At 71.4% G+C, this 25,940-nt stretch carries 24 protein-coding genes; 20 read left to right on the forward strand and 4 right to left on the reverse strand.

Features of this window, described 5'->3' with window-relative positions; translation table 11 throughout:
• Positions 1 to 51: 51 nt before the first annotated feature.
• Positions 52 to 1,485 (forward strand): sugar porter family MFS transporter, encoded by a 1,434-nt coding sequence (locus tag ACZ6K0_RS08000; RefSeq protein ID WP_376409511.1) that lies wholly within the window; start codon positions 52 to 54, stop codon positions 1,483 to 1,485.
• 87 nt (positions 1,486 to 1,572) lie between these two features.
• On the opposite strand, the gene ACZ6K0_RS08005 is transcribed toward ACZ6K0_RS08000, so the two are convergent.
• Both ACZ6K0_RS08005 and ACZ6K0_RS08010 read right to left on the reverse strand, forming a co-directional pair.
• Positions 1,573 to 2,544, reverse strand: a complete 972-nt coding sequence (locus ACZ6K0_RS08005) for an LLM class flavin-dependent oxidoreductase (protein ID WP_469227545.1) — start codon at positions 2,542 to 2,544, stop codon at positions 1,573 to 1,575.
• Between the two features lie 57 nt (positions 2,545 to 2,601).
• Positions 2,602 to 4,065, reverse strand: a complete 1,464-nt coding sequence (locus ACZ6K0_RS08010; protein WP_376409516.1) for a cytosine permease — start codon at positions 4,063 to 4,065, stop codon at positions 2,602 to 2,604.
• A 274-nt stretch (positions 4,066 to 4,339) separates the two neighbouring features.
• Between ACZ6K0_RS08010 and ftsY the strand changes: the two genes are divergently transcribed.
• On the forward strand, positions 4,340 to 5,548 hold the full coding sequence (gene ftsY, locus ACZ6K0_RS08015) for a signal recognition particle-docking protein FtsY (RefSeq protein WP_469227544.1): 1,209 nt from the start codon (positions 4,340 to 4,342) through the stop codon (positions 5,546 to 5,548).
• 83 nt (positions 5,549 to 5,631) lie between these two features.
• On the opposite strand, the gene ACZ6K0_RS08020 is transcribed toward ftsY, so the two are convergent.
• On the reverse strand, positions 5,632 to 6,285 hold the full coding sequence (locus ACZ6K0_RS08020; protein WP_376409522.1) for a bifunctional DNA primase/polymerase: 654 nt from the start codon (positions 6,283 to 6,285) through the stop codon (positions 5,632 to 5,634).
• A 427-nt stretch (positions 6,286 to 6,712) separates the two neighbouring features.
• Here ACZ6K0_RS08020 and nsdA point away from each other — a divergent pair, with 427 nt between their 5' ends.
• The 6 genes from nsdA to ftsH all read left to right on the forward strand — a co-directional run bounded on the left by nsdA (position 6,713) and on the right by ftsH (position 16,695).
• Positions 6,713 to 8,188 (forward strand): transcriptional repressor NsdA, encoded by a 1,476-nt coding sequence (gene nsdA / locus ACZ6K0_RS08025; RefSeq protein ID WP_376409809.1) that lies wholly within the window; start codon positions 6,713 to 6,715, stop codon positions 8,186 to 8,188.
• A 390-nt stretch (positions 8,189 to 8,578) separates the two neighbouring features.
• Complete coding sequence (locus tag ACZ6K0_RS08030; protein ID WP_376409525.1) at positions 8,579 to 9,922, forward strand: ammonium transporter; 1,344 nt, start codon at positions 8,579 to 8,581, stop codon at positions 9,920 to 9,922.
• Positions 9,919 to 10,257: a P-II family nitrogen regulator gene (locus ACZ6K0_RS08035; RefSeq protein ID WP_015036464.1), complete on the forward strand. Its 339-nt coding sequence runs from the start codon at positions 9,919 to 9,921 to the stop codon at positions 10,255 to 10,257. The genes ACZ6K0_RS08030 and ACZ6K0_RS08035 overlap by 4 nt, the downstream gene beginning before the upstream one ends.
• A gap of 20 nt (positions 10,258 to 10,277) precedes the next feature.
• A complete protein-coding gene (locus ACZ6K0_RS08040) occupies positions 10,278 to 12,878 on the forward strand; it encodes a [protein-PII] uridylyltransferase (protein ID WP_469227543.1) in 2,601 nt (866 codons plus the stop codon).
• 143 nt (positions 12,879 to 13,021) lie between these two features.
• Positions 13,022 to 14,575, forward strand: a complete 1,554-nt coding sequence (ffh, locus tag ACZ6K0_RS08045; RefSeq protein WP_376409531.1) for a signal recognition particle protein — start codon at positions 13,022 to 13,024, stop codon at positions 14,573 to 14,575.
• A gap of 194 nt (positions 14,576 to 14,769) precedes the next feature.
• Positions 14,770 to 16,695, forward strand: a complete 1,926-nt coding sequence (gene ftsH / locus ACZ6K0_RS08050; protein WP_469227542.1) for an ATP-dependent zinc metalloprotease FtsH — start codon at positions 14,770 to 14,772, stop codon at positions 16,693 to 16,695.
• A 65-nt stretch (positions 16,696 to 16,760) separates the two neighbouring features.
• Here ftsH and ACZ6K0_RS08055 read toward each other — a convergent pair whose 3' ends face one another.
• The gene (locus tag ACZ6K0_RS08055; protein WP_469227541.1) at positions 16,761 to 17,498 is read right to left on the reverse strand and encodes a class I SAM-dependent methyltransferase; all 738 of its coding nucleotides are present in this window, start codon (positions 17,496 to 17,498) and stop codon (positions 16,761 to 16,763) included.
• Positions 17,499 to 17,889: 391 nt separating this feature from the next.
• Between ACZ6K0_RS08055 and ACZ6K0_RS08060 the strand changes: the two genes are divergently transcribed.
• The 12 genes from ACZ6K0_RS08060 to ACZ6K0_RS08115 all read left to right on the forward strand — a co-directional run bounded on the left by ACZ6K0_RS08060 (position 17,890) and on the right by ACZ6K0_RS08115 (position 25,818).
• On the forward strand, positions 17,890 to 18,483 hold the full coding sequence (locus tag ACZ6K0_RS08060) for a hypothetical protein (RefSeq protein ID WP_073912906.1): 594 nt from the start codon (positions 17,890 to 17,892) through the stop codon (positions 18,481 to 18,483).
• Positions 18,484 to 18,684: 201 nt separating this feature from the next.
• On the forward strand, positions 18,685 to 19,128 hold the full coding sequence (gene rpsP, locus ACZ6K0_RS08065; RefSeq protein ID WP_376409539.1) for a 30S ribosomal protein S16: 444 nt from the start codon (positions 18,685 to 18,687) through the stop codon (positions 19,126 to 19,128).
• A gap of 2 nt (positions 19,129 to 19,130) precedes the next feature.
• A complete protein-coding gene (locus ACZ6K0_RS08070; RefSeq protein WP_005311361.1) occupies positions 19,131 to 19,370 on the forward strand; it encodes an RNA-binding protein in 240 nt (79 codons plus the stop codon).
• Between the two features lie 118 nt (positions 19,371 to 19,488).
• Entirely contained in the window at positions 19,489 to 20,064 is a 576-nt protein-coding gene (rimM, locus tag ACZ6K0_RS08075) for a ribosome maturation factor RimM (protein WP_469227540.1), read from the forward strand.
• A complete protein-coding gene (gene trmD, locus ACZ6K0_RS08080) occupies positions 20,061 to 20,882 on the forward strand; it encodes a tRNA (guanosine(37)-N1)-methyltransferase TrmD (RefSeq protein ID WP_024755883.1) in 822 nt (273 codons plus the stop codon). Before rimM ends, trmD begins: the two co-directional genes overlap by 4 nt.
• Positions 20,883 to 21,009: 127 nt before the next feature.
• Positions 21,010 to 21,360, forward strand: coding sequence for a 50S ribosomal protein L19 (rplS, locus tag ACZ6K0_RS08085; RefSeq protein WP_189510914.1), 351 nt, complete (start codon positions 21,010 to 21,012; stop codon positions 21,358 to 21,360).
• A gap of 68 nt (positions 21,361 to 21,428) precedes the next feature.
• Positions 21,429 to 22,187 carry a signal peptidase I gene (lepB, locus tag ACZ6K0_RS08090; protein ID WP_376409546.1) on the forward strand — a complete coding sequence of 253 codons (759 nt, stop codon included), beginning with the start codon at positions 21,429 to 21,431 and terminating at the stop codon, positions 22,185 to 22,187.
• The gene (lepB, locus tag ACZ6K0_RS08095) at positions 22,180 to 23,118 is read left to right on the forward strand and encodes a signal peptidase I (RefSeq protein ID WP_469227539.1); all 939 of its coding nucleotides are present in this window, start codon (positions 22,180 to 22,182) and stop codon (positions 23,116 to 23,118) included. The genes lepB (ACZ6K0_RS08090) and lepB (ACZ6K0_RS08095) overlap by 8 nt, the downstream gene beginning before the upstream one ends.
• Positions 23,119 to 23,128: 10 nt before the next feature.
• Positions 23,129 to 24,052, forward strand: coding sequence for a signal peptidase I (lepB, locus tag ACZ6K0_RS08100; protein ID WP_376409812.1), 924 nt, complete (start codon positions 23,129 to 23,131; stop codon positions 24,050 to 24,052).
• A 53-nt stretch (positions 24,053 to 24,105) separates the two neighbouring features.
• A complete protein-coding gene (gene lepB / locus ACZ6K0_RS08105) occupies positions 24,106 to 24,936 on the forward strand; it encodes a signal peptidase I (protein WP_469227538.1) in 831 nt (276 codons plus the stop codon).
• Positions 24,933 to 25,454 carry an NUDIX hydrolase gene (locus tag ACZ6K0_RS08110; protein WP_376409554.1) on the forward strand — a complete coding sequence of 174 codons (522 nt, stop codon included), beginning with the start codon at positions 24,933 to 24,935 and terminating at the stop codon, positions 25,452 to 25,454. Before lepB (ACZ6K0_RS08105) ends, ACZ6K0_RS08110 begins: the two co-directional genes overlap by 4 nt.
• A 55-nt stretch (positions 25,455 to 25,509) precedes the next feature.
• Positions 25,510 to 25,818, forward strand: a complete 309-nt coding sequence (locus ACZ6K0_RS08115; protein ID WP_005311352.1) for a DUF2469 domain-containing protein — start codon at positions 25,510 to 25,512, stop codon at positions 25,816 to 25,818.
• Positions 25,819 to 25,940 lie beyond the last annotated feature (122 nt).

A 25,940-nucleotide genomic window follows, 5' to 3' on the forward strand; every position in this document is an offset into this window, starting at 1 on the left:
GCGTGAAGTTGTGCGCCACTGGAAGGGCTTGCCCCCCACCCAGGAGTCCATGTGACCAGTACCGCGCAGGCGCCCACGCCGCCGCCGTCCGAAGGCCGAGCGGCCCATCCTGACCACCTCGGCCACGTCATCTTCATCACGGCCTCCGCCGCGATGGGCGGCTTCCTCTTCGGCTACGACAGCTCCGTCATCAACGGCGCCGTCGAGGCGATCCGCGACCGCTACGACATCGGCTCCGGCACGCTCGCCCAGGTCATCGCCATCGCGCTGATCGGCTGCGCCATCGGCGCCGCGACCGCCGGCCGGATCGCCGACCGCATCGGCCGCATCCGCTGCATGCAGATCTCCGCGGTCCTCTTCGCCGTCAGCGCCGTCGGCTCCGCCCTGCCCTTCGCCCTCTGGGACCTGGCCTTCTGGCGCGTCATCGGCGGCTTCGCCATCGGCATGGCCTCGGTCATCGGCCCCGCGTACATCGCCGAGGTCGCCCCCGCCGCCTACCGCGGCCGCCTCGGCTCCTTCCAGCAGGCCGCGATCGTCATCGGCATCGCCATCTCCCAGCTGGTCAACTACGGCATCCTCCAGCTCGCCGACGGGGACCAACGCGGCGAGATCGGCGGGCTCGAGGCCTGGCAGTGGATGCTCGGCGTGATGGTCGTCCCCGCGCTCCTCTACGGCATGCTGTCCTTCGCCATCCCCGAGTCCCCGCGCTTCCTCATCTCCGTCGGCAAGACCGACCGGGCCAAGGAGGTCCTCGCCGAGGTCGAGGGGCACGGCGTCGACCTCGACGCGCGCGTCGAGGAGATCGACCGGGCCATGCGCAGCGAGCACAAGTCCACCTTCAAGGACCTGATGGTCGCCGGCCGCCGCTTCAAGCTGCTGCCCATCGTCTGGGTCGGCATCGGACTCTCCGTCTTCCAGCAGCTCGTCGGCATCAACGTCGCCTTCTACTACTCCTCGACGCTGTGGCAGTCCGTCGGCATCGACCCGTCCAGCTCGTTCTTCTACTCGTTCACCACGTCGATCATCAACATCATCGGCACCGTGATCGCGATGGTCCTGGTCGACCGCGTCGGCCGCAAGCCGCTCGCCCTCGTCGGCTCCGTCGGCATGGCGATCGCCCTCGCCTTCGAGGCCTGGGCCTTCTCCGCCGACCTCGTCGACGGCAAGCTCCCCGAGACCCAGGGCGTCGTGGCGCTCGTCGCCGCCCACGTCTTCGTCCTCTTCTTCGCCCTCTCCTGGGGCGTCGTGGTCTGGGTCTTCCTCGGCGAGATGTTCCCCAACCGGATCCGCGCCGCCGCCCTGGGCGTCGCCGCCTCCGCCCAGTGGATCGCCAACTGGGCCATCACCGCGAGCTTCCCGTCGCTCGCGGACTGGAACCTCTCCGCTACCTACATGATCTACACGTTCTTCGCCGTGCTCTCGATCCCCTTCGTGCTCCGGTACGTCAAGGAGACCAAGGGCAAGGCGTTGGAGGAGATGGGCTAACCCCCCGCTGCCCCTCTCCTCACCCACGGAACTGCCCCGGCCCGAGGCCTCACGCCTTGAGCCGGGGCAGTACGCCGTGAGGCGTCGTCACGCCTTGAGCCCGGGCAGTACGCCGTCGCAGAACAGCCGCAGGCTCCGCCACCCCTCCTCGACCGGCATCCCGCCGCACAGCGGATGCAGCACCAGGCTCTCCAGGCCGAGCGCCACGCACTCCTCCGGGGTCACCACCCGGTACACCCCCTCCGCGCGCAGCTCCTCCACCGTCGTCGCCGCCGACCGCACCGCCGACCGGATGTCCTTCGACTGCCAGGAGGCGTACGTCCGCGCCTCGTGCAGGAAGTGCTCCCCGTACTCCGCCCAGGTCCGGTCCGGATCCTCCGACAGGTGCAGCAGCGGCGTCTCCTCGGCCGGCATCATCGTCCAGCCCTCCGTGCCGTACTCGGCGCACCGCTCCCGGTAGTACGCGTCGAGCTCCGGCAGGTGCGCGCTCGGGAAGAACGGCAGCCCGATCCGGGCCGCCCGCCGTGCCGCCGCCCGCGACGAGCCCCCGACCAGGAGCATCGGATGCGGCTGGGTGAGCGGCCGCGGGGTGACCCGTACCGTACGGCCCTGATACGTGAAGGGCTCGCCCTTCCAGGCCGTCAGCAGGGTCTCCAGGAGCAGGTCCTGGAGCTTCCCGCGCCGGCCCCAGTCGACCCCGCGCTCCTCGTACTCCTCCGGCCGGTAGCCGATCCCCGCCACCGTCACCAGCCGGCCCCCGCTGAGCAGGTCCAGGACCGCGATGTCCTCGGCCAGCCGCAGCGGGTCGTGCAGCGGCCCGATGATCGCCGAGACGGTGACCGCGATCCTCTTCGTCGCCCCGAAGACCGCGCCCGCGAAGGCGAAGGGCGAGGGCAGCCAGTTGTTCGCGACGCCGTGGTGCTCCTCGGTCTGGACGGTGTCGACCCCGTGCGCGTCGGCGTGGGCGGCCATCTCGACGGCGGCCCGGTAGCGGGCCGCGAGGGAGACGGGGGTCGCGTGCGGGTCGACGAGGTTGAACCGTACGACTGTGAAGGGCATGGGAAGTCCCCCTCCGCTCGTGGGATCCGGCGAAGGGGGACGTTATCTGACGTAGCGTCAGATGGATACGGTCTCGCGCGCCTCGGCGGGCTCCGCCGAAGCCTTCCCAGGAGCGGGAGTCCGCGGCAGCACGGCGTACAGCGCGCCCGCCACCACGATCGTCGCCGCCCAGCCGAGGCCGTTCTCACCGATCCACGACGAGGCCAGCGGACCCGAGAACCAGTCGACCTTCGTGAACAGCAGGCCCACGAGCAGCGCCACGGCCCACGCCGTCATCGCCTGCCACGCGAAGCCGCCCCGGTACCAGTAGGCACTGGTCCTGGTGGTGTCCATCAGCGCCACCGCGTCGTACGACGTCCGGCGCAGCATGTCCACGCCGAAGACCCCGATCCAGGCCGAGAACGCCACCGCGAGCAGGGTGAGGAAGGAGATGAACGAACCGATGAAGCTGGTCGCCACCACCATCAGCAGGAAGCCGAAGACCAGGCTGATCACGGCGTTCACGCTGACCGCCGCGGCGCGCGACACCTTGATGCCCAGCGTCTGCGCCGTGAACCCGGCCGAGTACATCGACATCGAGTTGATCAGCAGCATCCCGAGCAGGGCGACCACCAGGTACGGCACGGAGATCCACATCGGGAGCAGCTCGCCGATGAAGGAGACCGGGTCCTGCGCCGAGGCCAGGTCCGGCGTGGACACCGCCATCACCGCGCCCATCAGCACCATCGGCAGGACCACGATCCCGGCGCCGCCGATCGTCGAGCCGACCATGGCCTTCGAGGAGGCCGTACGGGGCAGGTAGCGGGTGAAGTCGGGGCCCGAGGGGACCCAGCTGATGCCGCCGGCCGCGATCGTGCCGATGCCCGCGACCATCATCGCGGTCGAACCGGCCGGCTTGTCGAAGACCGCGGACCAGTCGGTGTTCGCCACCAGATAGACCAGGACGAGGACGGAGAACGCGCCGAAGACGTACGTGGACCACTTGCTGCACACCCGCAGCGCGTTGATCCCGAGACCCGAGACCAGGAAGGTGCAGGTGACGAAGAGCAGCAGCGTCACCACGATGAGGAGCGTGTTCGACTTCACGCCGAAGAGCAGGTCGAGCACGGTCAGCACCGCGTAGGCGCCGGTCACCGCGTTGATGGTCTCCCAGCCCCAGCGGGCGACCCAGATCAGCGCACCAGGAAAAAGGTTTCCGCGCTGACCGAACACGGCCCGCGACAGCGCCATGCCGGGCGCGCCGCCGCGCTTCCCCGCGATCGAGATCAGCCCGACGATCCCGTACGAGAGCACGGGCGCGGCGATCGCCACGGTCAGGACCTGCCAGAAGTTCAGGCCGTTGAAGACGATCAGACCGGCACCCATCGTGAGCAGCAGCACACTGATGTTGGCCGCGACCCAGGTCGGGAACAGCTCGCGGACCCGACCGGTCCGCTCGGCGTCGGGGACGGGCTCGAGACCGCGGGTCTCCATCGCGCCGTCGTGCGTCGCGCCTGCGCCTTCGGAGGCGTCGTGGGACATGGGGGTACTCCGTACGAATGTGTGGGGGGTTCGAACATCGTACATTCGCGGCCTAACAAGCAAAGGGTGCGTCAGCCCACAGAATGGGCTGACGCACCCCTTGGGTGCGCCTCGCGCACCTGGACGGGATCCGATACTGGTCCCGTTGTGACTCCGCCCCTAGGGGCTTCTCGTCGGCGCTCGGCCGAACGGCGGACCAGCCCGGCCCGGAGGGGCAGGCCCTCGCCGGGAGAACGAGGGGGCACGGGCGAGGTCACGCCATACTGGTTGAGTTATGGAACTCATCCTTGCTGTAGTCATCGCTCTGGTCGTCGCGGTCGCCGTGACGAGCGGGCTCGTGATCAGCGGCCGCAAGAAGAAGCAGCTGCCGCCGGCCGAGCCGCCGTCCACCACGCCGACCATCACCGCTCCGCCCGCCGAACCGCACGTCGGCGAGGAGGCGGAGACGCCGCGGGAGGAACCACGCCGCACGGTCGAGGAGGTCGAGCTCCCCGAGGAGGCCCCGGTCGCCGAGGCCCCGGTCGTCGAGGAGCCCGAGGCTCCCGCGATCGAGGTGCCCGAGCCGACCGCCGGCCGTCTCGTACGGCTCCGTGCCCGGCTCGCCCGCTCCCAGAACTCGCTCGGCAAGGGGCTCCTGACGCTCCTGTCCCGCGAGCACCTCGACGAGGACACCTGGGAGGAGATCGAGGAGACCCTTCTCACCGCCGACGTCGGCGTCGCCCCCACGCAGGAGCTCGTCGAGCGGCTGCGCGAGCGGGTCAGGGTGCTCGGCACCCGCACCCCGGACGAACTGCGCGGCCTGCTCCGCGAGGAGCTGATCGCCCTCCTCGGCCCCGACCTCGACCGCACGGTGCACACCGAGAGCCCGTCGGACGTCCCGGGCGTGGTCATGGTCGTCGGCGTCAACGGCACCGGCAAGACCACCACCACCGGCAAGCTGGCCCGCGTCCTGGTCGCCGACGGCAAGTCGGTCGTGCTCGGCGCCGCCGACACCTTCCGGGCCGCCGCGGCCGACCAGCTCCAGACCTGGGGCGAGCGCGTCGGCGCCCGCACCGTGCGCGGACCCGAGGGCGGCGACCCGGCGTCGATCGCCTTCGACGCGGTCAAGGAGGGCATCGCCGAGGGCGCGGACGTCGTCCTCATCGACACCGCCGGCCGCCTCCACACCAAGACCGGCCTCATGGACGAGCTCGGCAAGGTCAAGCGCGTCGTCGAGAAGCACGGCCCGCTCGACGAGATCCTCCTCGTCCTCGACGCCACCACCGGCCAGAACGGCCTCATCCAGGCCCGCGTCTTCGCCGAGGTCGTCGACATCACCGGCATCGTCCTGACCAAGCTCGACGGCACCGCCAAGGGCGGCATCGTCGTCGCCGTCCAGCGCGAGCTGGGCGTCCCGGTCAAGCTGATCGGCCTGGGCGAGGGCCCGGACGACCTGGCCCCGTTCGAGCCGGGTGCCTTCGTCGACGCCCTGATCGGCGACTGACCGCCGTACGGGAACACACGTGAGGGCCCCCGCCACGAACCGGCGGGGGCCCTCACGCGTGTCCGAGGGTCAGAAGTGCGTCCTCAGAAGTGCGTCCGGTGACAGATGTACGCCAGCGTCCCGAGCAGCAGCCGCGCCTCCGGCGGGGCGCCCGCCGTGTCCAGGGTCGGCGGCCGCAGCCAGCGCACCGGCCCGAGCCCGCCCAGATCCGACGGGGGAGCGGTGATGTGGGCGCCGGGCCCCAGACAGTGCAGGTCCAGATCGGCGTCGTCCCAGCCCATCCGGTAGAGGAGCCGCGGCAGCTCGGCCGCCGCGCCCGGCGCCACGAAGAACCGCGCCCGGCCCGTCGGCGTCGCGCACACCGGACCCAGCGGCAGCCCCATGCGCTCCAGCCGGACGAGCGCCCGGCGGCCCGCCGCCTCCGCGACCTCGATCACGTCGAAGGCCCGGCCCACCGGAAGCATCAGCGCCGCCCCCGGGTACTCCGCCCAGGCCTTCGTCGCGTCGTCGAGGCCGGCGCCCGCCGGGACCGGCGCGGCGAAGGAGAGTGGATGCGCCCCCGGAGCCGTACACGCCGGATCCCCGCAGGAGCACCGGCCGGACGCCGCCCGTGCCCCGGGGACCACGTCCCAGCCCCACAGTCCCGTGTACTCGGCCACCGCTGTGCACTCCGTGGTGCGTACGCGGCGGCGCGCGCCGGACCGCATCTCACGAATGCCGCCGATCGTGAAGCCCATGCCCCCTCCAACGGGTCGAACGCGCCGGTGGTTACGACCCGGAGCGTCGTCGTCACCTTTGGTCACGATCCGTCGCCGTATGTGGCGTGCGGTCGCGGGCGGGGTGGTGCGGGCCGTCGCGCACGCCTCTCCGCGCATCCGTCCGCCGACTCCGGTTCGTCGCATGTCAAGTGAATCGCGTCCGACGCGTGGCGAGTTCATTCGAAGGGGTGGCGAATGGTGGCGTTTCTTGAATCGCCCTCACGGGAGAGGTGATCGTAGGGTTACTTTCGGTACTCGAACCCCGGGGCCGCTTGCGCGCACGGGTATGCCGGAGGCAACCCGGTTTCCAGTTCGAAGGAGTCAGAACCCCGGACGAGCGGCCGTGCGAGGCGGCATTCTGATAGGGGTTCGCATGACAGGCAATCAGGTGGATGGGGGCGTTCCAGTGGGCGGCAACGGCGCAGACGGTACGACTGCCGGCAAGCGCCCGAACGAGCAGCTGGGCTCGTGGTTCGTGCGCAGCGGCTGGTCCAAGGGCGAACTGGCACGTCAGGTGAACCGCAGGGCGCGCCAGATGGGCGCGCACCACATCTCCACCGACACCTCGCGCGTCCGCCGCTGGCTCGACGGCGAGCAGCCCCGCGAGCCCATCCCGCGGATCCTCGCCGAGCTGTTCTCCGAGCGCTTCGGCTCCGTCGTCGCCGTCGAGGACCTCGGCCTGCGCACCGCCCACCAGTCCCCGTCGGTCTCCGGCGTGGACCTGCCCTGGGCCGGGCCGCAGACCGTCGCCCTGCTCAGCGAGTTCTCCCGCAGCGACCTCATGCTCGCCCGGCGCGGCTTCCTCGGCTCCTCGCTCTCCCTCGCCGCCGGACCCGCTCTCATCGAGCCCATGCAGCGCTGGCTCGTCCCCACCCCGGTCACCGACATCGAGCGCCCCGAGTCCCTCGCCGACAGCCGCCGCCCCAACCGGCTCTCCGACATCGAGCTCGACCTCCTCGAATCCACCACCGCCATGTTCCGCAAGTGGGACGCCCAGTGCGGCGGGGGACTGCGCCGCAAGGCCGTCGTCGGACAGCTCCACGAGGTCACCGACCTCCTTCAGGAGCCCCAGCCCGCCGCCACCGCCAAGCGCCTCTTCACCTGCGCAGCCGAACTCGCCGAACTCGCCGGCTGGATGAGCTACGACGTGGGCCTCCAGCCCACCGCCCAGAAGTACTTCGTGCTCGCGCTGCACGCCGCCAAGGAGGCCGGCGACAAGCCCCTCGGCTCGTACATCCTGTCCTCCATGAGCCGCCAGATGATCCACCTCGGCCGGCCCGACGACGCCCTCGAACTCATCCACCTCGCCCAGTACGGCAGTCGCGACTGCGCCACCTCCCGCACCCAGGCGATGCTGTATGCGATGGAGGCCCGCGCCTACGCCAACATGGGCCAGCCCTCCAAGTGCAAGCGGGCCGTGCGGATGGCCGAGGACACCTTCTCCGACGTCGGCCTCGACGGCGAGCCCGAGCCCGACTGGATCGGCTTCTTCTCCGAGGCCGAGCTCAACGGCGAGAACTCCCACTCCTACCGCGACCTCGCCTACGTCGCCGGTCGCTCACCGACCTACGCCTCCCTCGCCGAACCCGTCATGGAGCGGGCCGTCGAGCTCTTCGAGAAGGACCCCGACCACCAGCGGTCGTACGCGCTCAACCTGATCGGCATGGCCACGGTCCACCTGCTCAAGCGCGAGCCCGAGCAGTCCGTCGTCCTCGCGGAGAAGGCCCTCGGCGTCGCCCGCAGCATCCGCTCCGAGCGCGTCAACACCCGGCTCCGCAAGACCGTCGACCACGCCGCCCGCAACTACAGCGACGTCGCCGAGGTCGTCCAGCTCACCGACCGGCTCACCCAGCTCCTGCCCGAGGCCGCCGAAGCGGTCTGACCCCCTCCCGCGCCCCGCCCGAGGTGCTTCCCGCGCCCCTCCCGGAGCCCCTCGCACGGCCCCGCCCCGCACCGGGCGGCCCCTCCAGACCCCGGCCGCGCCGGACGTCCCGTACTGCCCGACTCGGCTCCCCCGCCGCAAGGTCACACGGACGCCGGCGCGGCCGGTTTGATTTCCGCGGGGAGAGAACGAGGCCGTTACATCCCCGTGACCCGGCCGTTCACGGTCGCGTAACACGCCCCACCCCTTCGTCACTGCGCCGAAACATCGAGCGGCATCGGCGGAAACCGCGCTGCGCGAATCTCTGGCCCATAACCGGCCACGCCCCTCACGGCCGACCGCTCCCCGGCCCCGCCCCGCACAGGCCGCATTGACGACGAGGAGACGCCGATGGCACCAGCCATCACGACCCTGGCAGCAGACGCCCCCGAGCTGTCTGCCGCCAACACCGGGTTCATGCTCATCTGCTCAGCCCTGGTCATGCTGATGACCCCGGCTCTCGCCTTCTTCTACGGAGGCATGGTCCGCGTCAAGTCCACCCTGAACATGCTGATGATGAGCTTCATCAGCCTCGGGATCGTCACGATCCTCTGGGTGCTCTTCGGCTTCAGCCTCGCCTTCGGCACCGACATCGGATCGATCATCGGCTGGTCCTCCGAGTACGTCGGCCTCAGCGGCATCGGCGTCACCGAGCTCTGGGACGGCTACACCATCCCGGTCTACGTCTTCGCCGTCTTCCAGCTGATGTTCGCGATCCTCACGCCCGCCCTGATCAGCGGCGCCCTCGCCGACCGCGTCAAGTTCACCGCCTGGGCCCTCTTCATCACCCTCTGGGTCACCGTCGTCTACTTCCCCGTCGCCCACTGGGTCTGGGGCGCCGGCGGCTGGCTCTTCGAGCTGGGCGTCATCGACTTCGCCGGCGGTACGGCGGTCCACATCAACGCCGGTGCCGCGGCCCTCGGCGTGATCCTCGTCATCGGCAAGCGCGTCGGCTTCAAGAAGGACCCGATGCGCCCGCACAGCCTCCCGCTGGTCATGCTGGGCGCCGGTCTTCTCTGGTTCGGCTGGTTCGGCTTCAACGCCGGCTCGTGGCTCGGCAACGACGACGGCGTCGGCGCCGTGATGTTCGTCAACACCCAGGTCGCCACCGCCGCCGCCATGCTCGCCTGGCTCGCGTACGAGAAGGTCCGCCACGGCTCCTTCACCACCCTCGGTGCCGCCTCCGGCGCCGTCGCCGGCCTCGTCGCCATCACCCCGTCCGGCGGCGCCGTCAGCCCGCTCGGCGCGATCGCCGTCGGCGCCATCGCCGGCCTGCTCTGCGCCATGGCCGTCGGCCTCAAGTACAAGTTCGGCTACGACGACTCCCTCGACGTCATCGGCGTCCACCTCGTCGGCGGTGTCATCGGCTCCCTCCTCGTCGGCCTCTTCGCCACCGGCGGCGTCCAGTCCGAGGCCAAGGGCCTCTTCTACGGCGGCGGCCTCGACCAGCTCGGCAAGCAGGCCGTCGGAGTCCTCGCCGTCCTCGCCTACTCTCTGATCGCCTCCGCGGTCCTCGCCCTGATCATCGACAAGACGATGGGGATGCGGGTCAGCGAGGACGACGAGGTCTCCGGCATCGACCAGGTCGAGCACGCCGAGACCGCGTACGACTTCAGCGGAGCCGGTGGCGGCGCGTCCTCGCGCTCCACCGCCCCCGCCCCGGCCGTCACGGCGAACAAGAAGGTGGACGCATGAAGCTCATCACCGCGGTCGTCAAGCCGCACCGGCTCGACGAGATCAAGGAGGCCCTCCAGGCCTTCGGCGTCCACGGCCTCACCGTCACCGAGGCCAGCGGATACGGACGCCAGCGCGGCCACACCGAGGTCTACCGGGGCGCCGAGTACACCGTCGACCTCGTCCCCAAGATCCGCATCGAGGTCCTCGTCGAGGACGAGGACGCCGAACAGCTCATCGACGTCGTCGTGAAAGCCGCCCGAACCGGCAAGATCGGAGACGGCAAGGTGTGGAGCGTGCCGGTCGAGACCGCCGTACGGGTCCGCACCGGCGAACGCGGTCCGGACGCACTGTAAGCACACGAAGGAGCCGCCGGGTGACGAGCCTCGAAGCGCGTACGCAGAACGACGATGCGGGACCCGGCGGTTACGCGGCGGCCCGGCTGCTCCTTCTCCACGAGAAGGAGCGGTCCGGGCCGCCGCGCCGTGCCGCCCTCGCCCGCCTCACCGACGACTGGCTGGCCGCCCTCTTCGCCGCCGCCGCACCGCCCCGCGGGACCGCCCTCGTCGCCGTCGGCGGCTACGGCCGCGCCGAACTCTCCCCCCGCAGCGACCTCGACCTCCTCCTGCTCCACGACGGCAGCGCCGACAAGGCCGCCGTCGCCGCCCTCGCCGACCGGATCTGGTACCCCGTCTGGGACCTGGGCATGGCCCTCGACCACTCCGTCCGCACCCCAGCCGAGGCCCGCACCACCGCCGGCGAGGACCTCAAGGTCCACCTCGGCCTCCTCGACGCCCGGCACGTCGCCGGCGACGTCGGCCTCGTCGCCGCCCTGCGCACCACCGTCCTCGCCGACTGGCGCAACCAGGCACCCCGGCGCCTCCCCGAACTCGACGAACTCTGCCGCGAGCGCGCCGACCGCATGGGGGAGCTCCAGTTCCTCCTCGAACCCGACCTCAAAGAGGCCAGAGGCGGCCTGCGCGACGCCCAGGTACTCCGCGCGGTCGCCGCCTCCTGGCTCGCCGACGCCCCCCGCGAAGGGCTCGACGGCGCCCGCCGCCGCCTCCTCGACGCCCGCGACGCCCTGCACCTCGCGACCGGCCGGGCCACCGACCGGCTCGCCCTCCAGGAACAGGACGCGGTCGCACGGGAACTCGGCATCCTCGACGCCGACACCCTGCTCCGCGAGGTGTACGAGGCCGCCCGGACCATCTCGTACGCCACCGACGTCACCTGGCGCGAGGTCAACCGCGTCCTCAAGGCCCGCTCGGCCAGACCCCGGCTGCGCACCCTCCTCGGCGGCCGCTCGGGCGGCGCCAAGGCCGGCGGCCGGGTGGGTGGCGCTCGGGTCGGTGGCGCGAAGGCGCCCGTCGAACGCACCCCCCTCGCCGAAGGCGTCGTCGAGATGGACGGCGAAGTCGTCCTCGCCCTCGCCGCCAAACCCGAACGCGACCCCGTCCTGCCCCTGCGGGCCGCCGCGGCAGCCGCCCAGTCCGGCCTGCCGATCTCCCTGCACGCCGTACGCCGCCTCGCGGCCGCCGCCCGCCCCCTGCCCGTACCGTGGCCCGCCGAGGCCCGCGAGGAACTCGTCACCCTCCTCGGCGCGGGCGAGGCGACCGTGCCCGTCTGGGAGGCCCTGGAGGCGGAGGGGCTCGTCACCCGGCTGCTCCCCGACTGGGAGCGCGTGCGCTGCCGCCCCCAGCGCAACCCCGTCCACACCTGGACCGTCGACCGCCACCTCGTCGAGACCGCCGTACGCGCCGCCTCCCTCACCCGCCGCGTCGGCCGCCCCGACCTCCTCCTCGTCGCCGCCCTCCTCCACGACATCGGCAAGGGCTGGCCCGGCGACCACTCCGTCGCCGGCGAGACCATCGCCCGCGACCTCGCCACCCGCATCGGCTTCGACCGCACCGACACCGGCATCATCGCCACCGCCGTCCGCCACCACCTGCTCCTCGTCGAGACCGCCACCCGCCGCGACCTCGACGACCCCGCCACCGTCCAGTCCGTCGCCGACGCCGTCGGCACCCTCGGCACCCTCGAACTGCTGCACGCCCTCACCGAGGCCGACGCACTCGCCACCGGCCCCGCCGCCTGGTCCTCCTGGCGTGCCTCCCTCGTCGCCGACCTGGTCAAGCGGGTCGCAGGCGTCCTCGCGGGCGAACCCCTCCCCGACCCCGAGGCCGCCGCCCCCAGCGCCGAACAGGAACGCCTCGCGATCGAGGCCCTGCGCACCGGCGAACCCGTCCTCACCCTCCACACCCGCACCGAGCAGCCCGTCACCCCCGACGCTCCCGATGCCTCGGACGCCTCCGGCGCCTCCGGCGCCGACACCCCCGAACCCGTCGGCGTCGAACTCCTCATCGCCCTGCCCGACCAGCCCGGGGTCCTCCCCGCCGTCGCCGGAGTCCTCGCCCTCCACCGGCTCACCGTCCGCGCCGCCGACCTCCGCGCCGTCGACCTCCCCGCCGGAATCGGCGACGGCCCTGGAACCGGATCCGGCGACGGCCCTGGATCCGGATCCGGCGACGGCTCCGGCGACGGCTCCGGCGCCGTCCTCGTACTCGACTGGCGCGTCGCCGCCGAGTACGGCTCCCTGCCCGAGGCCGCCCGCCTCCGCGCCGACCTCGTCCGCGCCCTCGACGGCTCCCTCGACATCCCCGCCCGCCTCGCCGAACGCGAGGCCGCCTACCCGCGCCGGCGCGGCCTCACCGCCCCGCCGCCCCGCGTCACCGTCGCCGCCGCCCACTCCCGCCTCGCCACCGTCATCGAAGTCCGCGCCCAGGACGCCCCCGGCCTCCTCCACCGCATCGGCCGCGCCCTGGAAGGAGCCGACGTCCGCGTCCGCAGCGCCCACGTCTCCACCCTGGGCGCGAACGCCGTCGACACCCTGTACGTGACCCGTCCGGACGGCTCCCTCCTCCCCGACGAGGAGGCCGTGGACCTGGCCCGCGCACTGGAATCGGCGCTGCGCTGACCCCCTGGTCCGCCGCCCGCCCGACCCGCCCGCCGACCCGCCCCCGCCCACCGGATCCGGTGGGCGGGGGCACATCCTCCGAGCGGCCCGATACCCTGGAGGGCAATCCGACCGCCCCCGACACCTGAGGATCCGCGACCGCCGTGTTCGATACCCTCTCCGACCGCCTTGCAGCGACCTTCAAGAACCTCCGCGGCAAGGGCCGTCTGTCCGAGGCGGACATCGACGCCACCGCGCGCGAGATCCGTATCGCGCTGCTCGAAGCGGATGTCGCCCTGCCGGTCGTCCGGTCCTTCATCAAGCAGGTCAAGGAGCGCGCCCTCGGGATCGAGGTCTCGCAGGCCCTGAACCCGGCCCAGCAGGTCATCAAGATCGTCAACGAGGAGCTCGTCGCCATCCTCGGCGGCGAGACCCGGCGCCTGCGGTTCGCGAAGACCGCCCCGACCGTGATCATGCTCGCCGGTCTCCAGGGTGCCGGTAAGACGACCCTCGCCGGAAAGCTCGGCGTCTGGCTCAAGAGCCAGGGCCACTCCCCGCTGCTCGTCGCCTGCGACCTCCAGCGCCCCAACGCCGTCACCCAGCTCGGCGTCGTCGCCGAGCGCGCGGGCGTGGCGTTCTACGGCCCGCAGCCGGGCAACGGCGTCGGCGACCCGGTCCAGGTCGCCAAGGACTCCATCGAGTTCGCGCGCACCAAGATGTACGACGTCGTCATCGTCGACACCGCCGGCCGCCTCGGCATCGACCAGGAGCTGATGCAGCAGGCCGCGGACATCCGCGACGCCGTCAGCCCCGACGAGGTCCTCTTCGTCGTCGACGCCATGATCGGCCAGGACGCGGTCAACACCGCCGAGGCCTTCCGCGACGGCGTCGGCTTCGACGGCGTCGTGCTCTCCAAGCTCGACGGCGACGCCCGCGGTGGTGCCGCGCTCTCCATCGCGCACGTCACCGGCAAGCAGATCATGTTCGCCTCCAACGGCGAGAAGCTCGACGACTTCGACGCGTTCCACCCGGACCGCATGGCGTCGCGCATCCTCGGCATGGGCGACATGCTCTCCCTCATCGAGAAGGCCCAGCAGACCTTCGACGAGGACGAGGCCGCCAAGATGGCCTCGAAGCTCGCGTCGAAGAAGGGCCAGGACTTCACGCTCGACGACTTCCTGGCGCAGATGGAGCAGGTCCGCAAGATGGGCTCCATCTCCAAGCTGCTCGGCATGCTGCCCGGCATGGGCCAGATGAAGGAGCAGATCGCCAACATCGACGAGCGGGAAGTCGACCGTGTCGGCGCCATCATCAAGTCGATGACCCCGGCCGAGCGCCACGACCCGACCATCATCAACGGCTCCCGCCGCGCCCGTATCGCCAAGGGCTCCGGCGTCGAGGTCAGCGCGGTGAAGGGCCTCGTCGAGCGGTTCTTCGACGCCCGCAAGATGATGTCCCGCATGGCCCAGGGCGGCGGCATGCCGGGGATGCCCGGCATGCCCGGCATGGGTGGCGGCCCCGGCCGGCAGAAGAAGCAGATCAAGCAGGCCAAGGGCAAGCGCAAGAGCGGCAACCCGATGAAGCGGAAGGCCGAGGAGCAGGCCGAGGCCGAGCGCCGCGAGCAGGCGCAGCAGGGCGGCGCCTTCGGTCTCCCGGCCGCGGGCCAGAGCCCGAAGGACTTCGAGCTCCCCGACGAGTTCAAGAAGTTCATGAACTGATCCAGGAACGTCCCGGGCCGACGGGCCCGGTGAGGTTCGGGCTGAGCGAGGCCTCATGAGGGGCCCGGAGCGGTGTGAAACCGCTCCGGGCCCCTTTTCACTCTCCCTTTCACCCCTCCGGCCCGCCCGCGATGCCGGGTTCCTCCCGCTCTTCGATACTGGGGCCACTGCCGCCGCGCCCCGAGGAGAGTCACGTGGCCAACCCCGTACCCCCGCGCGACCGGACGGACCAGCCGTGGCGCTCGGAAGGGGCCCCGCCGCCCCCGCCGCCGCAGAGGAAGAAGATGCCGGGCGGCTGGGGCGGGCTCATCCTCACCGCACTCGTCGTCTACCTGCTCGCCAACATCGTCCTGTCGTTCTTCAACGAGGGCGACGGGCCGACGATCTCGTACACCGAGTTCGACAAGCAGGTCGCCGCCGGGAACGTCACGAAGATCTACTCCAAGGGCGACGCGATCCAGGGGCAGCTGAAGGACAAGCAGCCCGTCCCCGACGGCAAGGGCGACTACACCAAGTTCACCACCCAGCGCCCCGCCTTCGCCGACGACGACCTGTGGGCGCAGCTGACCAAGCAGAACGTCGTCGTCACCGCCGAGCCGGTCGTCAAGGAACGCAGCTTCCTCGCCAACCTCCTCATCTCGCTCGCCCCGATGCTGCTGCTCATCGTGCTGTGGGTGTTCATCGCCCGCCGCATGAGCTCGGGCATGGGCGGCGCGGGCGGCGGCATGCTCGGCCGCAAGACCCCGCCCAAACCCGTCGAGCTGGAGGGCGGCAAGCGCACCACCTTCGCCGACGTCGCCGGCATCGACGAGGTCGAGGGCGAGCTCAACGACGTCGTCGACTTCCTCAAGAACCCGCAGGCCTACCGCGAGATGGGCGCCAAGATGCCCCGGGGCGTGCTCCTCGCTGGCCCTCCCGGCACCGGCAAGACCCTCCTCGCCCGCGCCGTCGCCGGCGAGGCCGGAGTGCCCTTCTTCTCCGCCTCCGCCTCCGAGTTCATCGAGATGATCGTGGGCGTCGGCGCCTCCCGGGTCCGCGAGCTCTTCGCCGAGGCCCGCAAGGTCGCCCCGGCGATCATCTTCATCGACGAGATCGACACCATCGGCCGCGCCCGGGGCGGCGGTTCGGGCATGGGCGGTCACGACGAACGCGAACAGACCCTCAACCAGATCCTCACCGAGATGGACGGCTTCACCGGCTCCGAGGGCGTCATCGTCCTCGCCGCCACCAACCGCGCCGACGTCCTCGACCCCGCCCTCACCCGGCCGGGCCGCTTCGACCGGATCGTCCACGTCAACCCGCCCGACCGGGGCGGACGCGAGGCCATCCTGAGGATCCACACCCGGGAGATCCCGCTCGCCAAGGGCGTCGACCTGGAGCACGTCGCCCGTACGACCCCGGGCATGACCGGCGCCGAACTCGCCAACCTCGCCAACGAGGCCGCCCTCCTCGCGGTCAAGCGCGACCAGAAGGCCGTCACCCAGTCCGACCTCTCCGACGCCCTGGAGAAGGTCCAGCTCGGCGCCGAACGTCCCCTGGTGATGCCGGAGGAGGAGCGGCGCCGCACCGCGTACCACGAGAGCGGGCACGCCCTGCTCGGCATGCTCCAGCCGGGCGCGGACCCGGTCCGCAAGATCACCATCGTGCCGCGCGGCCGGGCCCTCGGCGTCACCCTCTCGACGCCCGACGTCGACAAGTACGCCTACACGGAGGAGTACCTGCGCGGCCGGATCATCGGCGCCCTCGGCGGCATGGCGGCCGAGCAGGTCGTCTTCGGCGTCGTCACGACCGGCGCCGAGAGCGACCTGGAACAGGTCACCAGCATCGCCCGGGGCATGGCGGGACGCTGGGGCATGAGCGAGCGCGTCGGCCGCCTCACCGCCATCCCGAGCGACGCCCAGCAGGCGTACGGCCTGTCGGCGGCCCCCGCGACGCTCGACGCCGTCGACGCCGAGATGCGCCGCATCGTCGACGAGTGCTACGAGGGCGCCGTACGCCAGCTCCGCGACCACCGCTCCCAGCTGGACGCCCTGGCCGCCGCCCTCCTCGCGAACGAGACCCTGGAGGAGGACGCGGCCTACCGCGCGGCCGGCGTCGTCCGGCCCGGCAAGGACGACTGACCCCGGCGGGGGCCGCGGCAGGGGCCTCGCCGCCGGGCCTCGCCCCCGGGTCTCAGCGCCGGGTCTCAGCGCACCCGGGCGAGCACGTACCGGAAGACGTTCGGCATCCACACCGTCCCGTCCGCCCGGACGTACGGCGCGAGCGCCTCCTCGATCTCCTTCTCCACCTGCGAGAGCTCCGTCGCCCGGACGGCCTCGTCGAACGCGCCCGTCGACAGCAGGCCGCGCACCGCGCTCGTCCCGTCCGCGTACCCGAAGGGGCACGCGACCCGCCCCGAACCCGCGGGCCGGAGCCCCGCCCCGGCCACCAGGCCGTCCAGATCGGCCCGCACCGAAGGCGGCCGGTCCGCGAGCCGGTCCGCGACCCGCAGCACCGGCTCCGTGGCACACCGCTCCGGCGGCCCCCACCCCGCGAGGACGACCACCGCGTCCGATTGCGCCGAACGGGTGAGCGCCGCGAGCGCGGGGAGCAGCCCGTCCGTCGCGTGGAACGCCGTGATCACGTCGTACGGACCGTCGCCCCGCGGTACGCCCTCCACGTCCTCCGCGACCACCACGTCCTGCGGGAGACGCTCCCGGGCCAGCTCCACGCGCGCGTGGTCCCGGTCCACGCCGGCCACCCGCGCGCCCCGCGCCGCCGCCATCAGCAGGGCCAGACCGGTGCCCGAGCCGAGGCCGAGCACCCGGGACCGCGCACCCACGCCGACGCGGTCGTACACCGCCTCGTACAGCGGGACGAGCATGCGTTCCTGGATCTCGGCCCAGTCACGCGCGGGGTGGTGCGGGACGAGCGTAGGTGTCATGGAAAGAGCCCCAATCCGTGCCTGGACGACAGCCCCCCCGTAGTCAGGGAACTGCGCAACCCCGGCCGCGTCCAGTGCTCGCGCCGCACCGATTCACCCCGGGGGAGGGGTGGTGCGCGCTCCCACGCGCCGACCCGGTAATGTCCCTGCAACGCTTCCCGCGTCCGTCCCGGAACGCAACGGGAGCCCCTCCAGGGGGCGTGAGCACCACGGCTGTGCGCCGGGGCGTATGCGTCACTACGCACCGGCTTGACGCCCACTGCGCGGCTTCTCCGCAGATCGGCGCACTGGCCCTCGTCAGGACGCATCAACGGCAACTGACGGGTAAGTGCAAAATATTTGGGATGCCCCGGAATGGAACCCGGGGGCACATCGGCTCGTTGTACACGACGTGAGCACGACACCACCTGTTCTCGCCGCAGAGCTGGCACAGGCGTGGGCCGACATTCAGCGGCACCACCCCGAGCTGCCCGATCTTGCCGCGCCCGAGTCCCTGATCGGAGAGTCCTCGTCCGCCTGCGGCGCCGAGCTCTCCTTCGAGCGACTGCTCCACGAGGCAGTCCACGGCATCGCCGCCGCCCGAGGTGTCCGTGACACCTCCCGCGCCGGCCGGTACCACAACCGCAGATTCCTCGCGATCGCCGAGGAGATGGGGCTCGACCACCCCGAGGAGCCACACGCCAGCAGTGGCTTCTCCCTGGTCACGCTCAACCCGGAGGCGCGGCGGCGGTACCGCCCCACCATGGAGCGGCTCCAGCGGGCCCTCAAGGCCCACACGGTCGCGACCGCGGCCGACACGAAGCGCTCCTTCCGGGGACCGGCCGCCCGGCACGGCTCCTCCGGCGGCGGCGTCCGCGTCAAGGCCGTCTGCGACTGCGGGCGGAACGTCCGCGTGGTGCCGTCCGTCCTGGCTCAGGCCCCGATCGTCTGCGGCGGCTGCGGCAAGCCCTTCCGCATCCCGGAGACGGTGGGCGCCGCCAGCTGACCCGGCGCCCTTCCCTGTCCCGCGGACAGTGGGCGCCGCCAGCCGACCCGGCGGCGTGTGGCACAATGGACAGCTGTACTCGACAGTCGCACAGGACCCCTCTCTCCTCCGGCTGACGCGTCCATCGGGCATCCGAGTACCGCAACCCCACGTGGCATCTCAAAGTGCCCAACCACGTCAAGACCAGGAGACACCACTCCAGTGGCAGTCAAGATTAAGCTCAAGCGCCTCGGCAAGATCCGCCAGCCGCACTACCGCATCGTCGTCGCCGACTCCCGCACCCGCCGGGACGGTCGCGCGATCGAGGAGATCGGCCTCTACCACCCGACGTACAACCCGTCGCGTATCGAGGTCGACTCGGAGCGTGCGCAGTACTGGCTTTCCGTCGGCGCCCAGCCGACCGAGCCCGTCCTCGCCATCCTGAAGCTCACGGGCGACTGGCAGAAGGCCAAGGGCCTCCCGGCCCCCGAGAAGGCGCTGCTCGTCCCCGCCACCAAGGAGGCGAAGCGCGCCACGTTCGACGAGTTCGCGAAGGCCCTCGAGGGCGGCGACGACAAGGGTGAGGCCATCACCCCGAAGGCCAAGAAGGCCGACAAGAAGGCTGACGAGGCCGAGGCCGCGTCGACCGAGTCGACCGAGGCCTGAGCATGCTCGAGGAGGCTCTCGAGCACCTCGTGAAGGGCATCGTCGACAACCCCGACGATGTGCAGGTCGCCTCGCGCAACCTGCGCCGTGGCCGCGTGCTGGAGGTCCGGGTGCACCCCGACGACCTCGGCAAGGTGATCGGCCGTAACGGCCGCACCGCGCGTGCGCTGCGTACCGTCGTGGGCGCCATCGGCGGCCGTGGGATCCGAGTCGACCTCGTCGACGTGGACCAGGTCCGCTGAACAAGTCGGCCGCATCGGTTGAATGATGTGCCGGCACGGGCCGGGGAGGGCTTACGAGCCCACCCCGGCCCGTTGTCGTTTGTGTCGTACGAGCTGTGTGACAGGAGAGTGTGGAGCAGTGCAGTTGGTAGTCGCGCGGATCGGCCGCGCCCACGGCATCAAGGGCGAGGTCACCGTCGAGGTGCGCACCGACGAGCCCGAGCTCAGGCTCGGCCCCGGCGCCGTCCTGCTCACCGACCCGGCCTCCGCCGGGCCGCTGACCATCGAGTCCGGCAAGGTCCACAGCGGCAAGCTGCTGCTGCGCTTCGAGGGCGTCCGCGACCGCAACGCCGCCGAGGCCCTGCGCAACACCCTCCTCATCGCCGAGGTCGACCCCGAGGAGATGCCGGAGGAGGAGGACGAGTACTACGACCACCAGCTCATGGACCTCGACGTCGTCCTCGCCGACGGCACCGAGATCGGCCGGATCACCGAGATCTCCCACCTGCCGTCCCAGGACCTCTTCATCGTCGAGCGGCCCGACGGCACCGAGCTGATGATCCCGTTCGTCGAGTCGATCGTCATCGAGATCGACCTGGAGGAGCAGCGGGCCGTCATCGACCCGCCGCCCGGCCTGATCGACGACCGCGCCGAGATCGCCTCCTCTCGCGAGGAGATCGAGGAGTCCGAGGAGTCCGAGGAGGCAGGGGAATGAGGCTCGACGTCGTCACGATCTTCCCCGAGTACCTCGAACCGCTGAACGTCTCCCTCGTGGGCAAGGCGCGCGCCCGGGGCCAGCTCGACGTCCACGTCCACCACCTGCGCGACTGGACGTACGACCGGCACAACACGGTCGACGACACCCCGTACGGCGGCGGACCCGGCATGGTCATGAAGACCGAGCCCTGGGGCGACGCCCTCGACCAGACGCTCGCCGACGGCTACGAGGCCGGCGCCCACGGTCCGGTCCTCGTCGTCCCGACCCCCAGCGGCCGGCCCTTCACCCAGGAACTCGCCGTCGAGCTCTCCGAGCGGCCCTGGCTGATCTTCACCCCGGCCCGCTACGAGGGCATCGACCGTCGCGTCATGGACGAGTACGCGACCCGCATGCCCGTCTACGAGGTCTCCATCGGCGACTACGTCCTCGCCGGCGGAGAGGCCGCCGTCCTCGTCGTCACCGAGGCAGTCGCCCGCCTCCTCCCCGGTGTCCTCGGCAACGCCGAGTCCCACCGCGACGACTCCTTCGCCCCCGGCGCCATGGCCAACCTCCTGGAGGGGCCCGTCTACACGAAGCCCCCCGAGTGGCGCGGCCGGGGCATCCCCGACGTCCTCCTCAGCGGGCACCACGGCAAGATCGCGCGCTGGCGGCGGGACGAGGCCTTCCGGCGTACCGTCGCCAACCGGCCCGACCTCATCGAGCGCTGCGATCCGGCCGCCTTCGACAAGAAGGACCGCGAGATCCTCTCGATGATGGGATGGGCGCCCGAGCCAGGTGGCCGATTTTGGCGCAGGCTCCCCGACGTGGAAGAATAGGCCGCTGTCGTCCGTCCGGCGCGCGCCCCTGCCACAGGGGGAACGACGCCCGCCAGGCACGAACGGCACCCCAGACATCCGAACGTACCGCTGATGACCTGTGGCATCAGCGAGGAAAGAGACCTCCATGGCCTCCCTGCTCGACCAGGTCAACGCGGCTTCCATCCGCTCCGACCTCCCCGCCTTCCGCGCCGGCGACACCGTGAACGTCCACGTGCGTGTCATCGAAGGCAACCGCTCCCGTATCCAGCAGTTCAAGGGCGTCGTCATCCGTCGCCAGGGCGCGGGCGTCAGCGAGTCCTTCACGGTCCGCAAGGTCTCGTTCTCCGTCGGCGTCGAGCGCACCTTCCCGGTGAACAGCCCGATCTTCGAGAAGATCGAGCTCGTCACCCGCGGTGACGTCCGTCGCGCCAAGCTCTACTACCTGCGCGAGCTGCGCGGCAAGGCTGCCAAGATCAAGGAGAAGCGCGACCGCTGAGCCCCGGCTCACCGCTCACGCGACGCTTGAGGTCCTCGCACAGACGGGCCGGATAGGCTCTGTCCCCGATGGACACCGAAGCACAGCACACGGAGCGCGACCCCTCCACCGACACGGAGGACGGGTCGCGCTCCGCGCGCGTTTCCTGGCGGCGTACGGGCTTCCTCGGCGCCGCCTGTGTGGTCTTCCTGCTGCTCCTGAGCCACTTCGTGATCCAGCCGTTCCTGATCCCCAGCAGCTCGATGGAGCCGACGCTCCGGGTCGGCGACCGGATCCTCGTGAACAAGCTGGCGTACCGTTTCGGCAGCGAGCCGCAGCGGGGTGACGTCGTCGTCTTCGACGGCACCGGCTCCTTCGTACGGGAGGACCTCGGCGGCAATCCGCTCACCGGGCTCCTGCACGACGCCGCGGCCGCCCTCGGCTTCGCCGAACCCGACGAGACCGACTTCGTGAAGCGGGTCGTCGGCGTCGGCGGCGACCGGGTCGTCTGCTGCGACAAGGACGGGCGGCTCACCGTCAACGGCGTCCCCGTCGAGGAGCGGTACGTGATGCTCGGCGACCGGCCGTCCAGCGTCCCCTTCGACATCGTCGTCCCCGACGGCAGGCTCTGGGTGATGGGCGACCACCGGAGCCAGTCCAGCGACTCCCGCGACCACCTCGGCAGCCCCGGCGGCGGCATGGTCCCCGTCGACAAGGTCATCGGACGCGCCGACTGGATCGCCTGGCCCTTCGGCCGCTGGTCCACCGTGCCCGGGACGGAAGCCTTCGACGCCGTACCGGCCCCGGCCGCAGCCGCCGGCGGGCACGGCACGGGCCCCCATGGGTAGCCGCGGCCGCCCGCCGGGCGGACCCGTCCACGGCCCCGGCGTCGCACCGCTGCCCGGACGGGCCGAGCGGCGCAGACTCGCCCGCAAGGTCAAGCGGCGCCGACAGCGCTCCGCGATCCGCGAGATCCCCATCCTCGTCACCGTCGCCGTGCTCATCGCGCTCGTCCTCAAGACCTTCCTGGTCCAGGCGTTCGTCATCCCCTCCGGCTCCATGGAGCAGACGATCCGCATCGACGACCGGGTCCTCGTCGACAAGCTCACCCCCTGGTTCGGCTCCCGCCCGCAGCGCGGCGACGTCGTCGTCTTCAAGGACCCCGGCAACTGGCTCCAGCACGAGGCCGCGCCGGCCTCCGAGGACCCGATCGGGGTCAAGCAGGTCAAGCAGGCCCTGACCTTCATCGGACTGCTGCCCTCCGCCGACGACCGCGACCTCATCAAGCGCGTCGTTGCCGTCGGAGGGGACACCGTCCGCTGCTGCGACAAGGACGGCCGGCTCACCGTCAACGGCGTACCCCTGGACGAGCCGTACCTGCACCCCGGGAACAAGCCGTCCACGATCCCCTTCGAGGTGAAGGTCCCGGAAGGCCGCATCTTCGTCCTCGGCGACCACCGCTCCAACTCGGCCGACTCCCGCTTCCACCTCGACGAGAAGGACCACGGCACCGTCTCCGAGGAGCAGATCGTGGGGCGCGCCGTCGTGATCGCCTGGCCCGTCGGGAACTGGCGGAGCCTGGAGGAGCGGGAGACTTTCGCCGCCGTACCGGACGCGCGTACGAGTGCCGACCCCGCGCTCGGTCTGTCGCATAGTGTGTCCCCGCGCAATCTGAACGGATTGCCCGGGCTCCCGACCCCTGCGGAACTTCTGCTCGTTATGGGAGTGGTGGGCCTGTCCCTGTTCCGGGGCAGGCGATCGCACGGAGTGAGGAGTTGATGTGGGGGATTTGGCCGTCGGCGCACGATCCGGACACGATGAGCCCGAGAAGAGGGCCGACGAGGCCATCGGCGACGACGTGACGGGTGACGATGTGACGGATGACGAGCGGGCGCACGACGAGGGGGCGCACGACGACGAGGCGGCGGCGGGCAGGTCGGGCACGAGTCCGAAGAAGCCGCGCTCCTTCTGGAAGGAGCTGCCCCTTCTCATCGGCATCGCCCTGGTGCTCGCGCTCCTGATCAAGACCTTCCTGGTGCAGGCGTTCTCGATTCCCTCGGAATCCATGATGAACACGCTCCAGCGCGGTGACCGGGTCCTCGTCGACAAGCTCACCCCGTGGTTCGGCTCCGAGCCGGAGCGCGGCGAGGTCGTTGTCTTCCACGACCCGGGCGGCTGGCTGGAAGGCCAGGAGACCCCCGAGCCGAACGTCGTCCAGAAGTTCCTCAGCTTCATCGGCCTCATGCCGTCCGCCGAGGAGAAGGACCTCATCAAGCGTGTCATCGCCGTCGGCGGCGACACGGTCTCCTGCAAGGAGGGCGGCAAGGTCGTCCTCAACGGCGTGGCCCTGGACGAGACCTCGTACCTCTACCCCGGCTCCGTGCCCTGCCAGGACTCCTTCGGCCCGATCAAGGTCCCCAAGGACCGCATCTGGGTCATGGGCGACAACCGGCAGAACTCGCTGGACTCCCGCTTCCACCAGCAGCTCCCCGGCGGTGGCACCGTCGCCAACGACCAGGTCGTCGGCCGGGCCGTCGTGATCGCCTGGCCCGTCACCCGCTGGGCCACCCTCCCCGTGCCCGACATCTTCGACCAGCCCGGCCTCAACCAGGCCGTGGCCGCCGCCCCGCTGGGCGCGGCCGGTCTGGCCGGAGCGCTCCCGCTGGTGCTGTGGCGCCGGAAGAAGCGCACGGCAGGGCATACCGCCGAGTAGTGACCCGCGGGTAGATTGCCGTCCCGGACCGTCGACAGACCTCTGGGGTGCGCATGAGCGGAAACAAAAGAGCAGACAGCGGCCACGGCCGCCTCGGCAGCTTGCTGTCGGGGCTGACCGTGGCCGTCGGCTGTGTGCTCTTCCTCGGCGGCTTCGTCTGGGGCGCGCTCGTCTACCAGCCGTACACCGTCCCCTCCGACTCCATGACCCCCACCATCGCCGTCGGCTCCCGCGTCCTCGCCGAGCGCATCGACGGCGACGAGGTGCGGCGCGGCGACATCGTCGTCTTCACCGACGCCCTGTGGGGCTCCTCGCCCATGGTCAAGCGGGTCGTCGCGGTCGGCGGCGACACCGTCGCCTGCTGCGACCGGGACGGCCGGCTCACCGTCAACGGCCAGGCCGTCCACGAGCCCTACCTGCGCCCGGGACCCGGCGGCACCGTCGTCGCCTCCGGCCAGGAATTCTCCGTGACCGTTCCCGAAGGGAACCTCTTCCTCCTCGGCGACGACCGCCACACCTCGCTCGACTCCCGCTCGCACCTGGAGGACGTCGGGCAGGGGACCGTACCCCGCTCCGCGGTCGTCGGCAGGGTCGACGCCGTCGCCTGGCCCGCCGATGGCCTCCTGGAGCCCGCGACGGGCTTCGCCGCCCTCCCCGGCGGGATCTCGACGCCAGGGCCCTTCACGGCCCTCTTCACGGCGATCGTGGCCGGGTGCGTCCTGGTCATGGCGGGGGCCGCTTACGGGCCCGTGGCGCGCCTTCTGACGCGACGTCCGGGCGGGACGGGCCCGGGGGCGGGCTCGGGGGCGCGGTCGGGGGCCGGCGCCGGGGCTGGGTCCGGGTCAGGGTCCGGGTCCGGGTCCGGGGAGAAGGTGGGGACATGACGGAAAGCCGTTCCTCCGAGGCGCCTCCGCCCGCCGCGCGCCAGGTGGCCCGGGTCGTCCTCCTCGACCCCGACGACCGCATCCTGCTCATGCACGGGTACGAACCGGACGACCCCGCCGACACCTGGTGGTTCACCCCCGGCGGAGGCCTGGAGGGCGACGAGACCCGGGCCGAGGCAGCGCTGCGCGAACTCGCCGAGGAGACCGGCATCACCGACGCCGAGCTCGGACCGGTCCTGTGGAAGCGGTACTGCTCCTTCCCCTTCGACGGACGCCGCTGGGACCAGGACGAGTGGTACTACCTGGCCCGCATCCGCCGCACCGGCACCGAGCCCCGCCCCCAGGCCCTCACGGAGCTGGAGACCCGCAGCCTCGCGGGCCTCAGATGGTGGACCTCCGCCGAACTGTCGGCGGCCCGTGAGACGGTGTACCCGACCAGACTCGCCGAGCTGCTGCGCACGCTGCTCGACGAGGGACCTCCGAGTGCACCGGTGGTTCTCGCCCCGGAAATCGTTTAGGGGTGCGGCCCGCTGGCGCACAATGGGTGGACGCACGGCTGAAGGGGAACATGCCATGAGCGCCGAGGACCTCGAGAAGTACGAGACCGAGATGGAGCTGAAGCTCTACCGGGAGTACCGCGACGTCGTCGGGCTGTTCAAATACGTGATCGAGACCGAGCGACGGTTCTATCTCACCAATGACTACGAGATGCAGGTGCACTCGGTTCAGGGTGAGGTCTTCTTCGAAGTCAGCATGGCTGACGCCTGGGTCTGGGACATGTACAGGCCGGCCAGGTTCGTCAAGCAGGTCCGCGTCCTCACGTTCAAGGACGTGAATATCGAGGAGCTCAACAAGAGCGACCTCGAACTCCCCGGCAGCTGACCCACCCCCTGACGCACCGCCCCGCCCGCCCCCCTGAATCACCCTCAGGGGTGAGGGAGTTCTCCACAGCGCCCCGGCCCTCCACAGGGCCGCACACGGTCCCGCCCGCTCCGTCACAGTCG

The sequence above is a fragment of the Streptomyces sp. NPDC042346 genome (assembly GCF_055581845.1).

Coding starts and splice junctions, on each gene's coding strand:
- ACZ6K0_RS08005 (WP_469227545.1), bottom strand. CDS start 2,544: ATGCCCTTCACAGTCGTACGGTTCAACCTCGTCGACCCGCACGCGACC.
- ACZ6K0_RS08010 (WP_376409516.1), bottom strand. CDS start 4,065: ATGTCCCACGACGCCTCCGAAGGCGCAGGCGCGACGCACGACGGCGCG.
- ftsY (WP_469227544.1), top strand. CDS start 4,340: ATGGAACTCATCCTTGCTGTAGTCATCGCTCTGGTCGTCGCGGTCGCC.
- ACZ6K0_RS08020 (WP_376409522.1), bottom strand. CDS start 6,285: ATGGGCTTCACGATCGGCGGCATTCGTGAGATGCGGTCCGGCGCGCGC.
- ACZ6K0_RS08030 (WP_376409525.1), top strand. CDS start 8,579: ATGGCACCAGCCATCACGACCCTGGCAGCAGACGCCCCCGAGCTGTCT.
- ACZ6K0_RS08035 (WP_015036464.1), top strand. CDS start 9,919: ATGAAGCTCATCACCGCGGTCGTCAAGCCGCACCGGCTCGACGAGATC.
- ACZ6K0_RS08055 (WP_469227541.1), bottom strand. CDS start 17,498: ATGACACCTACGCTCGTCCCGCACCACCCCGCGCGTGACTGGGCCGAG.
- ACZ6K0_RS08070 (WP_005311361.1), top strand. CDS start 19,131: ATGCTCGAGGAGGCTCTCGAGCACCTCGTGAAGGGCATCGTCGACAAC.
- trmD (WP_024755883.1), top strand. CDS start 20,061: ATGAGGCTCGACGTCGTCACGATCTTCCCCGAGTACCTCGAACCGCTG.
- rplS (WP_189510914.1), top strand. CDS start 21,010: ATGGCCTCCCTGCTCGACCAGGTCAACGCGGCTTCCATCCGCTCCGAC.
- lepB (WP_376409546.1), top strand. CDS start 21,429: ATGGACACCGAAGCACAGCACACGGAGCGCGACCCCTCCACCGACACG.
- lepB (WP_469227539.1), top strand. CDS start 22,180: ATGGGTAGCCGCGGCCGCCCGCCGGGCGGACCCGTCCACGGCCCCGGC.
- lepB (WP_469227538.1), top strand. CDS start 24,106: ATGAGCGGAAACAAAAGAGCAGACAGCGGCCACGGCCGCCTCGGCAGC.
- ACZ6K0_RS08110 (WP_376409554.1), top strand. CDS start 24,933: ATGACGGAAAGCCGTTCCTCCGAGGCGCCTCCGCCCGCCGCGCGCCAG.
- ACZ6K0_RS08115 (WP_005311352.1), top strand. CDS start 25,510: ATGAGCGCCGAGGACCTCGAGAAGTACGAGACCGAGATGGAGCTGAAG.